The sequence below is a fragment of the Flavobacterium sp. R1_16 genome, from assembly GCF_057652095.1.
Window position 1 is genome coordinate 1 of record NZ_JBYFCG010000005.1, and the last position, 17,457, is coordinate 17,457.

Annotated in this window: 6 protein-coding genes; 3 read left to right on the forward strand and 3 right to left on the reverse strand. The window is 34.7% G+C overall.

From position 1 onward, the window contains the following. The first annotated feature begins 117 nt into the window (after positions 1 to 117). The 3 genes from AC23L6_RS09150 to AC23L6_RS09160 all read left to right on the forward strand — a co-directional run bounded on the left by AC23L6_RS09150 (position 118) and on the right by AC23L6_RS09160 (position 12,033). Positions 118 to 5,601, forward strand: a complete 5,484-nt coding sequence (locus AC23L6_RS09150; protein ID WP_487561866.1) for a T9SS type B sorting domain-containing protein — start codon at positions 118 to 120, stop codon at positions 5,599 to 5,601. Between the two features lie 102 nt (positions 5,602 to 5,703). Beyond that, the gene (locus AC23L6_RS09155) at positions 5,704 to 6,096 is read left to right on the forward strand and encodes a hypothetical protein (protein WP_487561867.1); all 393 of its coding nucleotides are present in this window, start codon (positions 5,704 to 5,706) and stop codon (positions 6,094 to 6,096) included. A 771-nt stretch (positions 6,097 to 6,867) separates the two neighbouring features. Beyond that, complete coding sequence (locus AC23L6_RS09160; protein WP_487561868.1) at positions 6,868 to 12,033, forward strand: T9SS type A sorting domain-containing protein; 5,166 nt, start codon at positions 6,868 to 6,870, stop codon at positions 12,031 to 12,033. A gap of 497 nt (positions 12,034 to 12,530) precedes the next feature. On the opposite strand, the gene AC23L6_RS09165 is transcribed toward AC23L6_RS09160, so the two are convergent. From AC23L6_RS09165 to AC23L6_RS09175, 3 genes are all read right to left on the reverse strand, one after another. Next, positions 12,531 to 14,111, reverse strand: coding sequence for an NADP-dependent glyceraldehyde-3-phosphate dehydrogenase (locus tag AC23L6_RS09165; protein ID WP_487561869.1), 1,581 nt, complete (start codon positions 14,109 to 14,111; stop codon positions 12,531 to 12,533). Between the two features lie 200 nt (positions 14,112 to 14,311). Beyond that, positions 14,312 to 15,910 (reverse strand): NAD(P)/FAD-dependent oxidoreductase, encoded by a 1,599-nt coding sequence (locus AC23L6_RS09170; protein ID WP_487561870.1) that lies wholly within the window; start codon positions 15,908 to 15,910, stop codon positions 14,312 to 14,314. A 27-nt stretch (positions 15,911 to 15,937) separates the two neighbouring features. Then, complete coding sequence (locus tag AC23L6_RS09175) at positions 15,938 to 17,452, reverse strand: DUF5106 domain-containing protein (protein WP_487561871.1); 1,515 nt, start codon at positions 17,450 to 17,452, stop codon at positions 15,938 to 15,940. Between the last annotated feature and the right edge of the window lie 5 nt (positions 17,453 to 17,457).

Genomic DNA, 17,457 nt, shown 5'->3' on the forward strand with positions numbered 1-17,457 from the left:
GTAGATTGTAAAAACAACTGCTCCGAGGAACAACACGCTCAGAATAGAAGATCTGAATTCTTGATTGTGAAGTAGAGGATAGAATTAATAATGTTGAAAATTTAAAAAGTAAGGATAATGCAAAATTTAATAAAATATGTAATACTGTTATTTATAACTACTGCACTATCGCATACAACAATCTATGCTCAAAATTTACTCACAAATGGAGATTTTGAAAGTGGTGGAAGTGGAACAGGTTTTTTAGTTCACAATTACGGTCTCATAAATCCTTTAAATGGGACAAGTACCCCAGGAAAATATGGAATAACAACAAATCCAAACCTGATGAACTCTACCTACATATCTGGGGGCGACCATACTACAGGAAGTGGAAAAATGTTAGTTGTTGATGGAGCCAATTCTAGTAATCAATTTTTTTGGACTACTGGAAATACTGGTAGCCCAATTCCTGGATTTACAGTAGGAACAAATTATATCTTTAGTTTCTGGATAAAATCAGTATCAAATGACGTAACCAATACTACTAGGTCAACAATCAATGTAATTATTCCTGTAGGTGCTAGCAATATTAATCCACTTAACACTACAGTATTAGCTCCTTTACCTGCTGCTGGTTGGCAACAAGTATCGTTCATGTTTACCGCTACTTCAAATATGGTTATGGTTCGATTATTTACAACAAGTACAAGTACTATTGGAAATGATTTTGCGGTTGATGATTTTTCAATAACCGCTGGAACACTTCCTTTATCACTAGACATTACCTCATCTATAAATCCAACCTGTCCAAATTCTTTAGATGGATCAATCATAGGATCGGCTAAATTTGGTAATACTCCTTATACTTATACACTAAGTGGACCAAAAACAGTGAGTAATAGCACGGGGATTTTCACTGGGCTAAATGAAGGCACTTATGATATTACGGTCAAGGATGCTGCAAACAAAACAGATACTAAACAAGTTATTTTATCTGTTCCAGGAGGTCTAACTGTAAGCCCTGACGTATCTACTTGTGGTGGGAATCCGACAACACTTACCGTTAGTGGAGGAGCAGGAGGATATACATGGACAGCTTCTCCGGCAGACCCAACTTTAACAACTCCAAATAGTTCAAGCATAACAGTTAGCCCAAGTCAAACAACCACCTATACAATAACCTCTGGAACACCTTCAAATCCCACTAATTTAGTTAATAACGGCGATTTCACATTTGGTGATTCTGACTTTTCGACAGATTATTTGCCAATAGCAAATCCAAATCCGTTTGGAGTTAAAGGAGCATATGGAATAGTAACTAATCCTCAAGGATGGTTTAGTCCTTTTGACCCTTGTCCAGACCACACCACAGGAACTGGACTGATGATGGTTGTTGATGGTTCAGATAAAAATGGGGGAAACGATAGATTGTGGGTACAAAGCGTTAGTGTTCAACCCAATCAAGATTATGATTTTAGGTATTATATACAAACGCTTACCGCAGGGGCTCCTGCTAGACTCGAAGTATATATTAATGGAGTTTCTGTGGGAGCACCTGCAAATGCTCCCTCTTCGAAATGTTTGTGGGAACCGAGAACCTACACATGGAATTCAGGTTCTAATACCACAGCTACTATTACTATATACGATAGAGAGACATCAGGAGGGGCTAATGACTTTGCAATAGATGATATTAGTTTAAAAGAAACAACTGTCTGCATCTTTCAGAAAAATGTAACAATTACAGTAGATAACTCTGTAAATCTAACGATTACAGACCCAGCTGCTGTTTGTAATCCTTCAACTGTAGATATTACAGCTCCCGCAGTAACTGCAGGAAGTACTGCTGGTACATTATCTTATTGGACAAATCCTGCCGGAACAACTCCATTATTAAATCCAAACGCTTTGACAATTGGAGGTTCTTATTATATAAAAAATACCGTTGGCTCCTGCTCCGTAATTAAAAAAGTAGAGGTAACAATAAATACCAGTGGTTCAATAGCAACACCTGCAATTACATCACCAGTGAACTATTGTCAAAATAGTACTGCAAGTCCATTATCAGCCATAGGAGCAGTTGGAGCAACTCTAAATTGGTACGGAACAAATGCAATGGGAGGATTAGCTTCATTAACCCCTACAATTCCCACCACTAATGTTGATGGCACTATAACCTATTATGTAAGCCAAACAATAGGTAATTGTGAAAGTGCTAGAGTAGCAATTGATGTCATTGTTTCTCCACTTATAATTCCAACTTTTAATACGATAGCACCGATTTGTCAAAATGCAATAGCTCCTACATTACCTTTAAGTTCAACAAACTCTCCATCAATAAGCGGAACATGGAATCCATCTACCGTAAACACAGCGGTAATTGGAACTACAATATATACATTTACCCCAACCTCAGGCTCTTGTTATTCGCCAACCAAAACAACTATTTCAATTACTGTGAACCAGAGTGAAGCACCTAATTTTGCACCAATTTCTGCTTTTTGTGAGGGAAGTGTGTCACCAATATTAAACACTACTTCTCCAAATGGAATTACAGGAACTTGGCTACCAGCTACTATAAATAATACCTCTAATGGAAGTTATGTATTCACTCCTAATCCAGCACTATTTCCCTGCTCTCCAACTCAAACACTGAATGTTACTGTAACTCCTAAGGTCATAACAAAATTTGCATCAATAGCATCTCTTTGCCTAAATTCTATTGCACCTATTTTGCCCACAACTTCAACTAATTCTCCTACTATAAACGGAACTTGGAATGCATCTATTGACACTACCATTCTAGGTACTACAACCTATACTTTTACACCTACATCTGGAGTTTGTGCAACAACTGCTACTCTACCGATAACCATTGATTCAAAAATAATTCCATCTTTTAATCAGGTCTCTCCAATATGTTCAGGTGGTACACTATCCGCATTACCTTCAACTTCAAACAACGGCATTACGGGTAATTGGTCACCCGCTTTAGATAATACAAAAACAACTACCTACACTTTTACACCTGATCCTGGATTTTGTGCGAGCACAACAACTATGGAAATTATTGTTAATTCAACTGTAACACCTTCTTTTACATCCATTCCTGCTATTTGCGCTGGAGTAACATTAGCATCACTTCCAACTAGTTCGAATAATGGAATAATTGGTTCATGGACTCCTGCTTTAGACAACACAAAAACCACAACCTATACTTTTACTCCAACTACAAATTGTGCAACTAGCACTACGTTAACAATTACCGTAAATCCGAATACAATTCCTTTATTTGACCCAATTGCTCCAATTTGTTCAGGTGGTACACTATCCGCATTGCCAACAACTTCAAATAATAGTATTACAGGTAATTGGTCACCCGCTTTAGATAATACAAAAACAACTACCTATACATTTACTCCAAACTCAGGAATTTGTGCTACAGCTACAACACTTATAATTGTTGTTAATCCAAATATAACGCCTGCTTTTAACACTATTAACCCCATTTGTTTAGGAGCTACAATTGCTCCATTACCTACAACTTCAAATAATGGTATTATTGGTAATTGGTCGCCTGCGTTAGACAATACAAAAACGACGACCTATACTTTTACACCTAATGTAGGTCAATGTGCTACAATAACCACAACGACCATAACTGTAACTCCAAAGATTACACCTACTTTTGCTACAATTCCAGATATCTGTGTAGGAGCAGTTCTATCTCCATTACCATTGAACTCAACTAATGGAATTTCAGGAACGTGGTCACCTGCGTTAAATAATACTGCAACTACAAATTATACTTTTACACCCAATAGCGGACAATGTGCCTCAAATGCTAATTTGACGATTACAATAAACTCAAGTGCAACAATTACTCCCATATTTAATCCTATTTCTCCGATATGTATAGGACAAATAGTTCCGAAATTAGCTACTACTTCTCTAAATAATATTACTGGAACTTGGTCGCCTGAAATTAACCCAAATGCAACCACAACTTACACCTTTACCCCAAATGCGGGGCAATGTGCTACTACAATTACTCAACAAATTAGTATTAATCCATTACCAGTATTGTCTATTGTAAATAATTCTCCGTCTATTTGCTCTGGTACATCTACTGCAATTAATTTATCTAGTGATGTTATTGGCACAACATATACTTGGAATGTTGTCCAAGCCAATACAAAAGGAGGAAGTGCTGGCTCAGGAACTGTTATTAGTCAACTGTTATCAACTGCTGGGAATAAACCTGGTGAAGCAATATACTCTGTAGATCCTGTGGCCAATGGATGCCCTGGAGCTTCTCAATTAGTTTCTATAACGGTTAATCCTATACCTGAAGCTTCAGCAAATCCAACTCAACAAGTAATCTGTTCAGGTGAAACAAGTTCAATCAGCTTTTCAAGTACAGTTGCTAAAACAACTTACAGCTGGACAGTAGCTCCAAACTTAATTTTAGGCGCCTCTGCCTCTGATGGAGATGGTATTACTCAAACATTAATAAATACAACTTTGCTTGCTGATACAGCAATCTATACAGTAACGCCTCAGGCATATGGTTGCTCTGGAAACTCTATTTTGGTTCCAATTACCGTAAATCCTGCTCCTGAAGTTTTTGGATCTGGTGAAACTACAATTTGCAGTGAAGAATTCACCAATATTACTTTATCATCAAATATCCTTGGCACTGATTTCTCTTGGACTACAATTCAAACGGGAGTTACTGGTGCAAAATCAGGAACAGGTACCACAATCGAGCAATCACTAAAAGCTGGTGTAAATGTAGGAACTGCCATATATACAATTACTCCTACTCTAGAAAAATGTAAAGGAAATCCATTAACGATAACAATTAAAGTAAATCCTTTACCAAGTCCATCACTTTTAGAAGGAACCATATGTTTAGAAAACGATACTAATAATTTACTGAATCCATATACTATTGAAAGTGGTCTTACTAATGCAAATTATGATTTTGCATGGTTCTTGAATAAGACTAAGATAATAGGTGCTTCAGATAATAGTTATGAGGCTACTCAAGAAGGAAGCTACTCTCTCATTGTAACAGATAATGGTACCGGTTGTATCTCAAAAGAAAATACCGTTTTAGTTACTAAAAGTTATCCAATAGATTCATTTACTACTATTGTGAGTGATGCTTTTACTCAAAATGCAACAATTACGGTTATTACTCAGGGAGGAAACAACTCTTTGTTGTACCAAATTGATGGTGGTGATACACAACGATCCAATGTTTTTGCAAATGTAAGTAGTGGGACTCACATCATAACCGTCCTAGATGAATTGGGTTGTACCAATATAAGTGATGAAGTATTGATTATAGATTATCCCAAATTCTTTACCCCTAACGGTGATGGATCAAATGATAAATGGAATATAGTTGGTTTGAACGACCAATCAAATGCTAAAATTTTCATATATGATCGTTATGGAAAACTACTAAAACAAATTACAACTAGAGGTGAAGGTTGGGATGGAACCTTTAATGGTTGCCAACTTCCAGCGAGTGATTATTGGTTTACTATTGACTATTTAGAAAATAATGTCAATAAATTATTCAAAGCTCATTTTTCACTCAAAAGATAAAAACTAATTTTTTAACAAGAATTACAAAGTATTAAGCATCACGCCATGGTCGAGACAGTAGTAAATACCGAAATAAAAAACAACAAAGAACAAATAGAATATATGAATGCGTTTGGAGTAGTTTCAAATAAGTATTTTATTGTTTATGATGTATGCAAAAAAATTAGAACAAACATAGATGACACACGATTCGTTTCAATACAAAAAGTTAGAAAAATAAGAAAAAACGCTCTACTAGTTGGTCTGTCTGTTTATATGATTATAGGAGTTTATTATTTTGAATTGCCTCTCACCAATAAAATCTTTTTTAGTTTTCTAGCTTTCACAATTCTAATAGTCGGTATACTCATAAAAGAATACTATTACAAATTTAAAATAGTTAAATTTGATAATGAATGCATTGAATTTGAGGTAAAGAAGAAATTTAAAGAAGACGCAAAAAAAATTCAAAGGCTACTCAAAGAAAAATTAAAAAAGAATTCTAAACCATCATAGATTAAAAACTTTAGAGTTGTTATTCCTTACAGTTTTGCTTTAAACAACTTACCTAATCTCGCTAAAAAAGAAACAAATCTTTGCTCTTTTATCAAACTATACAATTCCGGCCTAATTTTTCTTTAATGGTGTTTAATCTTCTGCAAACTATCTACTTGCTAATGAATTAACGAAATTAGTTTATAGATACTACTATTTAAAATATTCATTACAATTAGTTTGAATCCGATTTTTCAGTACTACAATTTTTATCAAGAACTATATCAGATTATTTAAAATGAATTACCTCAAAAAACACATGTATTTTTGATACTATTCTTTTATTTTAAATTCTATTTTTCATTATAAATACATTTTTTAACAACAATTTTAATAACTAATTAGCATTTAAAATACTAATAACCTTATATTTTTTATTTTAAGAAAATTACTAATAGTATTTTTTTTTAGTACTTTTTTTATTTACTCTCTATTTTAAGGTATAAATTATTTGTTTTTTGATATTCTACATCGTTGTCGTGAACTTTAAAACCAATTTTCAACCATACAACAACTCAACATTTCGCTAAAAATTAAAAAAAACAGAAATTACATCGTTGTAGAATAGCAATTAAAAAGTTCTAAAATACCGATAATTAAAGGAATCAAGAGTGATAGTGAGACTTTTTTAAGAATGTATAGTTTTTGTATACTTTATTGATAACAAAAAATTAACATTCAGTGCTATATTTGAACAAACCAAAAAATATTATTCACTCAAAAAAATTATGTATGAAAAAATTTCTTTTATTACTCTTCCTGTTAACTCTTTTTTCAGGATATTCTCAGCCTAGTTCACCAGCACCAACTCCAACTAAACTTCAGGCGGATGTAGTTTCCTTTTACAGTGATACATATACTGCTGCATTTGGAACTGTGAATTGGACAAACGCAACTGATAGTCCAATTAGCGGTAATGCAACTAAACTTGCCACCAGTGTTACTTTTACACAAGGAGCAACAGCTTCAACTAGTATTACGGGTATGACATTTCTTCATGTGGATATTTACAGCACCAATGCAAATGCTTCACAAATAAAAGTTCAGGTCGGAGGTACTGTTGGCGCAGCCATCGCTACACCTAATGGTGTGTGGACCAGCTTAGACATTCCATTATCAAACTATAGCAATCCTAGCACGGTTAATCTTGTTAATCTTCAACCTTATGCTGGAGCTGGAACTTTTTATTTTGATAATATTTATTTCTATAAACCAGCTAGTGTTCCAGCAACACCAGCACCAACACCAAATAGACTACAGGCGGATGTAGTTTCCTTTTACAGTGATACATATACCGCTGCATTTGGAACTGTGAATTGGACAAACGCAACTGATAGTCCAATTAGCGGTAATGCAACTAAACTTGCCACTAGTGTTACTTTTGCACAAGGAGCAACTGCTTCAACTAGTATTACAGGAATGACATTTCTTCATGTGGATATTTTTAGTACAAATGCAAATGCTTCACAAATGAAAGTTCAGGTCGGAGGTACTGTTGGCGCAGCCATTGCTACACCTAATGGTGTATGGACCAGTTTAGACATCCCATTATCAAACTACAGTAGTCCTGGGACAGTTAATCTCATTAATCTTCAACCCTATGCTGGGGCTGGAACTTTTTATTTTGATAATATTTATTTCTACAAAATTCCTTCTGGACCTTCTGCTGCACCAACCCCAACTAATCTTCAGGCAGATGTAGTCTCTTTTTATAGCGATGCATACACTGCAGCATTTGGAACTGTTAATTGGACAAACGCAACTGATAGTCCCATTAGCGGTAATGCAACTAAACTCGCTACCAATGTTACTTTTGCACAAGGGGCTACTGCATCTACTAGTATTTCAGGAATGACATTTATACATGTGGATGTTTACAGTACCAATGCAAATGCTTCTCAGATAAAGGTTCAAGTTAATGGAACTGTTGGTTCTGCCATAGCTACACCAAATGGTGTGTGGACCAGTTTAGACATCCCATTATCAAACTATGGAAGTCCTGGCACAGTTAATCTTGTTAGTCTACAACCTTATGCTGGATCTGGAACTTTTTACTTTGATAATGTTTATTTTTATAAACTTGCTGGACTACCTGCTCCAACAATTGGTTCATTAACAGTCCCAGCTAAATCAGTTGGAGATGCACCATTTGTATTAACTAATCCTACATCGAACAGCAGTGGAGCATTTACTTATACAAGTAGTAATACAGGAGTAGCTACAATAAGTGGCAACACTGTTACCATTGTAGGAGCTGGTTCATCTACTATTACTGCAACTCAAGCAACAGATGGCACATATAGTTCAGGATTTGTTACTGCAACATTAACGGTTTCTTACTCACCGCCAGCAAGTGCTGCACCAACACCTCCAGCAAGAAATGCTTGGGATGTAGTTTCTTTATACAGTGGAGCGTATACTCCAACAACTGGAGCGACATGGGGTGCAGCTGGAACAGATGTTGCTATAGCAGGAGATAATGCACGATTTTTTAATGGTTTTACATTATCTCGATTGTCTTTTGCTGCTGTTAACCTTACTACAGCAGGAATGACTACATTGCATATTGATGTTTATACTCACAATCAAAATCAACTATGGTTTGAATTGAATAGTAACAGAAAAGTAGTATCAAGTATTGCTTTAAATGGATGGGTAAGTTTTGATATTCCATTAACAGATTATGTAGGGTTAAATTTAGCTAACATTAGTTTCTTTGATTTGAATAATCCTACTGGAGCAACTCCACCTGCAAAAGTAGTTTATTTAGACAATATCTATTTCTGGAGAGCAGCTACATCACCAGCTCCGACTTTTGGTGCATTTACAGTTCCTGCTAAGTTAGTAGGAGATGCGCCATTTAACTTAACAGATCCAACATCAAACAGTACAGGTACTTTTACCTATACTAGTAGTAACACTGGAGTTGCAACAGTTAGTGGAAACACAGTTACTATTGTTGGAATTGGGTCAACAACTATCACTGCTAATCAAGCGGCTAGTGCACCTTACTCTGCAGGTAGCACAACAGCTACATTAAATGTAACGGCACCAGCACCTACAGTTGCTGCACCAACACCTCCGGCAAGAAATGCATGGGATGTTGTTTCTATATATTCTGGAGCATACACACCTGTGGCTGGAACAAGAAATTATAACCCTGACTGGGGACAAAGTGGTCGTGCCAATTTTGCACAACCATTACTAGGTGGTGATGAAGTACTTAAATATTCTGGTGTAAATTACCAAGGTATTTCTATCAATAACGGAGCTACAATCAGTGCAGCTGGTATGACACACTTGCATATTGATATTTGGACTACTAATCGTCCTTCTACCGATATACGTATCATTGATACAGGAGATAAATCTGTAATAAGAGCAACTGCTGGTGGAGTATGGAATAGCTTAGATATTCCTTTAACTGACTTTACTGGTTTGAATATAGCTGCTTTCAAAGAATTCAAATTTCAAAGTTCTACTGGTATTGGTACTACAAGTGAGTGGTTTATAGATAACATCTACTTCTATAGAGCGGCTACATTATTGCCTCCAACATTAGGAGCATTTACGGTTCCTGCAAAATTGACAAACTCTGCACCATTTGCATTAACGGCACCAACCTCTAACAGTCCCGGAGCATTTTCGTACACTAGTAGCAATACCGCAGTAGCTACCATTAGCGGAAGTACAGTTACTATAGTAGGAAATGGTACTACAATTATTACTGCTACACAAGCTTCTGATGGAAGCTTTGGTATAGGAACTACAACTGCAAACTTAGTAGTTACTTTCCCAGTACCAACAGTAGCTGCACCAACTCCTACTGTTCCATCAGGAAATGTAATATCTATATTTAGTAATGCGTATACCAATCAAGCAGGAACTGACTTCAATCCGAACTGGGGACAACAAGGTTCTGTTGCCGATGTATTAATTGCTGGTAACACTACCAAAAGATATTCTAGCTTCAATTATCAAGGAACACAGTTTACTACGATAAATGGTGTTACTTCCAATCTACAAACCATTCATTTTGATTTCTTGTCACCTAATACAAATTTACTTAAGGTGTCCCTTATCTCAAATACTGGTGGTGGAGAAAAAGCAGTATTAATTCCTACTACACCTTTAAACAGCTGGAAAAGTGTAGACATTTTATTAAGTCAATTCTCTTCTCAAGGACTTAACCTAACAGGTCTTTTCCAAATTAAAATTGAGAATTATAATAATGGAGGGGCAAATAATGGAACATTATGGGTGTCTGGCGGAGAATTGTATATAGATAACATCTATTTTAGCGATGTAGTGACAAATGTAGCTCCTATCATTTCAGGATTTACAATTCCTATTAAGTTAGTTGGAGATGCTCCATTCAACTTAACAACTCCATCTAGTTCAAGTGCTGGTGCATTCACCTACACTAGTAGCAATACTAATGTAGCAACTATAAGTGGTAATACAGTTACAGTTATTGGTGCTGGTACATCCGTAATCACTGCTACACAAGCTGCAAATGGTAGCTATACTAGTGGAAGTATTACTGCAAACTTAGTAGTTTCTGGAGGACCTACAGGGCCTGCTCCTTCACCAACTGTAAGTCCATTAAGAGTTTCGTCAGTATATAGTAATAGCTATAACAATAGTAGTTACACATATGATAATTATGGAGGATCATCTTCTGCTTCAGAATTTGGAATTAATAATAATCCTGCATTAAGATTTAAAAATCTTGGAAGATTAGGATTAAATATAACAGGTAGTTTAAATGTGACTGGTTTAACTAATTTACATTTAGATATAAATACACCAAATGTTACAAAATTTAATGTAATTTTATTTAATGGTGGTGTACAAACGTTATACTCTCTTACCACTACATTAAATGGTTGGAACAGTTTTGATTTAAACATAACTGGACAAACAAAAGTAGATCAAATCTTATTAGTGGCTTCACCAGATGCAATCAACACAATAGCTTCTACTATTACAACTGGAATAGCTTATGTTGATAATGTTTATTTTTACACAACTGATAATGTTACTAAATTAATGTTAAATCAATGTGGTTCAACAATAACTGCTTTGGATTCTCCAATCTATTGTAATGGTATTACAGGTGCAACAGATTATCGTTTTAAAGTTACTAAAAATGGAGTTGACTATTTCTATGATAATGATTCAAAAAACATTAGAGCTTTTGCATTAACACAAGTATCAGGAGTTGCTGAATACAATAAATCATACTCAGTTAGTGTATCTTATTTTTCTGGTGGAGTCTGGTCAGCTTATGGAACACCATGTTCGATTAATACACCAGCATTGATTGTTGTTAACACTACTCAAATTATGTTGAATCGTTGTGGCACAACGTTACCTGCTTTAAATACAATTATATATGCTAATGCCGTTATAGGAGCTACTCAATATCGTTTTGAAGTTACTGGAGGCTCATTCGGATTAAGAACTTTTGATACTCCAAACCGATACTTCACTTTATCACAATTAAGTCCTGGGGGAGGAGAATCAAGCACTACTTATTCAATACGAGTAGCGATAAATAATGGCACTTGGCAATCTTATGGTCCTGCATGTAATGTAAGCACACCAGCGCCAATTTCAAGAATGGCCGCCCAAGATATCAACAGCAATGTGTTTGAGGTAAAAACGTTCCCAAACCCATTTGCGAGACATTTTAGCTTAGACATTCAAAGTTCTAGTGATGATTTGGTACAAGTGCGAGTATATGATATGATAGGAAGAGATCTTGAGGTTCAGAAAGCTACTGTATCAGAATTGAGCACTAAAGAAATCGGAACGAACTATCCTTCAGGTGTATACAATGTAATTGTAAGCCAAGGGGATAAAGTGAAATCCGTTAGAATGATTAAACGTTAAATTATTTTGGTTTATTTATTAAAAAACCTCTCCGTTAAAGTCGGGGAGGTTTTTTTTATTTTCTTTTATTCTCCAGCATAAATCTATATGTATAAAATATTTTTACACAAAAAGTATAAAAACACTTTGCTTTTTATACTAAAGTTTGTTAATTGAATAGTGTATAAACAACTCACATTCAACCAAAAGTCTAGAAAAAAGAACACAGATAGATAATAATAAAATGAATAGTAGAAGGAGGAGCAATTGAACTTTTATAGCAATATAATCTAATACCGATAGGTTTTAATATACTTTCCACTATGGTAAATTTAGTTTTAAATATTTAAAAAAAATCTCAGTTATTTAAATTATATATGTCAACCAAAAATTAATACATCGGCTAAACAAAATCAGAACATAATCTAGAAAAACACATCTAAAAAAATTTAAATGTGTTTAATAATTAATTATATGCAGGTCTGTATCGATTTTTGGCTAGTAAAAAACTATAAAGACTATAGAATATAATCCGTATTGATAAAGTTTGATTCTTTACTGTTTAACAATTCTTGTAAAATTTCATTGTTATACTCATTATCTTTTGAAGCTACAAAAGTTCGTATAGAAAACGAACGCAAAGCATCATGAATACTTAGTGTTCCCACAGCTGAATCTTTTCTTCCTGTAAAAGGGAAAACGTCAGGACCTCTCTGACAAGAGCTATTCAAGTTCACACGAGAAACTAAATTTACTAGGGTATCAATAAGTGGTGCAATAGTTTTTATGTCTTTTCCAAATAAACTCACTTGCTGACCATAATTAGATTCTGCCATATCATTTAAAGGCTCTTGAATATCTTTGAAAGTCATGATTGGCACAACAGGACCAAATTGCTCTTCATGATACACACGCATATCTTTGTTTACAGGAAACAAAACTGCTGGGAAAATAAAATTATCATACAACTGTCCTCCTTTAGCATTAATCACTTTTGCTCCCTTAGCAGTTGCATCATCAATTAATTCTTGAATATAGGCTGGTTTTTCTTTTTCTGGTAATGGAGTCAAAGAAACGCCTTTATCCCAAGGATTTCCAAAAGCCAATGCATCTACTTTGGCTGTGAATCGCTTGTTAAATTCCTCTTGAATAGATTCATGAACATACAATATTTTTAATGCTGTACAACGTTGTCCGTTAAAGGATAATGAACCTGTTATGCATTCTTGTATTGCCAAATCCAAATCGGCATCTGGTAAAATTATAGCTGGGTTTTTAGCTTCTAAACCTAAAACTAAACGCAATCTGTTTTTATTTGGGTGTTGGTCTTGTAGGGCAATAGCTGATTTACTATTTCCAATTAGGGCTAAAATATCAACTTTACCAGACTTCATTACTGGAGTTGCTACTTCACGACCTCTACCATACAAAATATTAATTACTCCTTTCGGGAAACAACTTCTAAATGCCTCTAATAAGGGAGATATTAGTAAAACCCCGTGTTTTGCAGGCTTAAAAATTGCTGGATTTCCCATTATTAAAGCGGGAATAAGCAATGAAAAAGTTTCATTCAAAGGATAATTATATGGCCCTAAACACAAAACCACACCCAATGGTCCTCTACGAACCATAGCATAAATTCCTTGTACTTTAGAAAAATGAGCGCTACGAGCATTCAATTCCTTATAACTTTCTATAGTATCGTAAATATATTCTACAGTTCTATCAAACTCTTTTTCAGAATCACCTTGAGATTTACCTATTTCCCACATCAGTAACTTAACCACTTCTGATCGAGTAGTTTTCATCTGAGCCACAAAATTCTCCATGCATTTAATACGATCTACCACTTTCATGGTAGGCCACAACCCTTGTCCATTATTAAATGCTTCATCGGCTGCTTTAACTGCTTCTAGAGCCTCTGTTTCTCCCATAAATGGGATAGTTCCTAACAAAGTAGGCTCATAGTTTTCAGTTGAGGATATTGTAGAATATACAGGAGTAGTAGGTCCTGTCCATTTTTTCAGTTCACCGTTGACTAAGTAAGTATCTTGAATAAGTGGCGCAGTAATTTGAAATTCTTCAGGTATTAAATTCATATTAATTTTTTTTTGTAAAAATACTATTTTTCAGTTAACAATATGCCGTGGATTTGTTTCCTTCTTAACATATTAATAACAAATTATTAATATCACAATAATAGCAACTAAAATAATTTTAAAATATCATATTGTTATTTTTAATTGATTTCGATTACTAAATAAACACAAAATAATTCAAAAAATGAAAAAATCGCAATTTACATCATTTTAACAGCAAGGCTTTGGCCCACCATTAAAGCGCACTTTTCACCATCTATGGCAGCAGAAATAATACCTCCCGCATAACCAGCGCCTTCTCCACACGGATACAATCCTTTTATTTGTAAATGCTCGAGGGTTTCTGGGTTTCTTGGAATTCGTACCGGTGACGAGGTTCTCGATTCTGGTGCATGCAAAATAGCTTCATTGGTTAAATATCCCTTCATAGATTTTCCAAATTCTTTGAATCCTTCTCTTAATATTTGAGTTAGAAAACCAGGGAAAACTTGTCCTATTTCTACTGAAGTCGTTCCAGGAACATAAGAAGTTTTTGGTATAAAAGAGGAAACTTTACTTTGTGTAAAATCTATCATTCTTTGAGCAGGAACCTTTTGACTTTGCTTCGCTTGTTCGCTACCGCTAGAGTCGCCAGCTAAATACCATGATTTTTGTTCTATTGCTTTTTGAAATTCCATCCCAGCAAGCGCTCCATACTTTGCAAAAGGTTTGAAATCTTCTAATTTTAGTTCAATGACAATTCCAGAATTGGCGGTGGCTTGATCTCGTTTAGATGGAGACCAACCATTAGTAACTACTTCTCCTGAGCTAGTTGCACAAGGAGCTATAACTCCACCTGGGCACATACAAAAGGAATACATCCCCCTGCCTCCGACTTGCTTTACAATAGAATAGGGTGCAGCAGGAAGAAATTCACCTCGATAATCACAACTGTATTGAATACTATCAATCAATGATTGTGGGTGTTCCGCTCTTACACCTAGGGCAAAAGGTTTAGCTTCGATAAATATTTTCTTTCTGTCTAATAGTTCATAAATATCTCTGGCAGAATGTCCAGTAGCAAGAATTATTTTTGAGGCAGAAATTGTATTCCCGTTTTGGGTTATAATCCCTTGAACTTCATTATTTTTAATAACTATGTCTCTTAAACGAGTTTCAAACAGCACTTGTCCGCCACATTCAATAATTTTTTCTCGAATATCTTGAATGATTTGAGGTAATTTATTGGTTCCGATATGCGGATGTGCTTCAACCAAAATATCTGAAGAAGCACCAAAAGCAACTAATAATTCCAAAATTCGTGTAACATCGCCACGTTTTTTTGAACGGGTATACAATTTCCCGTCTGAATACGTACCCGCTCCACCTTCACCAAAGCAATAATTAGAATCTTCATTTACAATATGTTGAAGATTGATTGCTTTCAAATCACGTCTACGACCTCGAACGTCTTTTCCTCGCTCTATAACTATAGGTTTTAAACCCAACTCTATTAACTGTAAGGCTGCAAAAAGACCAGCTGGTCCTGCCCCAACGATTATGATTTCTTGGGCATTAGAAACATTTTTATAATCAGGAAAGTCTATTTTTTGCTCTGTAAAATTCTCATTTTCAAAAAAAACAGCAACTTTATAATTAATTTTTATTGCCTTTTGGCGGGCATCAATAGAGCGTTTTAAAGGTATTATGTGCTTTATCTCCTTTGGTGAAACTTTAATTGATTTTGCTATATACTCTTTGAGTAAAAACTCATTTGCTGCTACTTCTGGAGATAATTGTAATTGAATTTCACGAGGCATCCTTGTCTTTTTTTAGAAAACTATAATTTAGTTTTTTTGATATTCCTCTTGCATTATTTTGATAATATCTTTGATTTGCTCTACTCCAACTCTCTTTGCCTTGATAATCTTATTTTTATCTAAGATATATATAACTGGAGTGGAATACACATCATACTTTTCTACTACATTATTATAGTGTACTCCGTCGTAAACATTAATCCAGTCTAAGCCTTTTTCAGCAATATATTTGAGGTATTTATCCCCTTCATGTTGAGTGTAAACACTATATACTTGAACATCAATATTCTGTTTTTGCAAATCATGGTACACGTTCAAAAGTTTCGGAATTTCTACCTGACAGTGTCCGCAATCTACATCCCAAAAAGCAAGTATTAGATATTCTGCTTTTACCGAACTAAGTTTATAGAGCATTTTATTGATTTCATCATAATTTGCATAAAATATTTTCGTCACTTCTTCATTGGTCTTAGCCAATTCAAAGCCCATTTTATCTATTTTATCATAATCAGAAGCTCTTATCATTTGAAGTTCTGGAGCTTTAGCCCCTATCAAAAGTGGTCTTAACAACTCTGCACGCTTGATAATTTTATCCACCACACTTTCGTCTTCATAAATTCCGATAGCTTTCCCTGTTTTGAAATAGTTATCTATAATATGAACAAATACTTTATCGAACCCCATTACTTTTGATGTTTCGTAAGAATACGTCAAATGTGCCAACATAATTTTATAAAGAGAACTTCCAAGTTGTGTCTTTTGAATTATTTTATCCACCTCAACATTTACAGAATCTGGGTGTCTGTAAACTACTTTGTCTAAATAATTTTTCAACTTATTGAAGAAAAAAGGATTTCGCATCGTCGCATTATCCTTAAAATCAACATTATCCCAATAATGTTGTTTGTAATAATTGTAAACAGCTAAACTGTCTGGTCTTCCGTTTGAGGCTTTTGGCACCTCTTTTAAAATTTTTTCAATTTTTATGTTCACAACGTCACCTATGAAAGTCCCTTTTTGCTTTACCAAAAATTTTTCTTCATACTCACGGATACGGTTTTCAAATTCTTTTTGCTTATCAGTAAGGTACAGGGTGTCTTTTCTGGTTAAAAGTGGTGTTTGTTTTTTTAGCTCTGCAAAATCTTTATTCTGTTTACCAATATATCGTACATAGTCAAAAAACTCATTTTGACGTGGGGCATTCTCGGCGCTTAATGCTTCAATGATATTGTCTCCAGCTTCACTTTTAAGTTGAATTTTTTGAATATCATCATCAATAAAGAAATCAAAATAAATACTTTTTTGTTGACCAACTAAAGAATAAATTCCCTTGTCTAGTTTGGTTTTCCCTTTGAAAACAATTTTACCATTTTTAATTGTTGTGCAGGTATCTTTTATAAATGTTTTATCAAACTGATAGAAGGTTAAAAACGCAATGGTATCCTTACAATTTTTTAGATTGATTGTAATATCATATCCTGACTGTGCCTGTGTAGAAAATCCGGTAAGACTGATTAAAATAGCTAAAACAAGTTTTTTCATAAAAA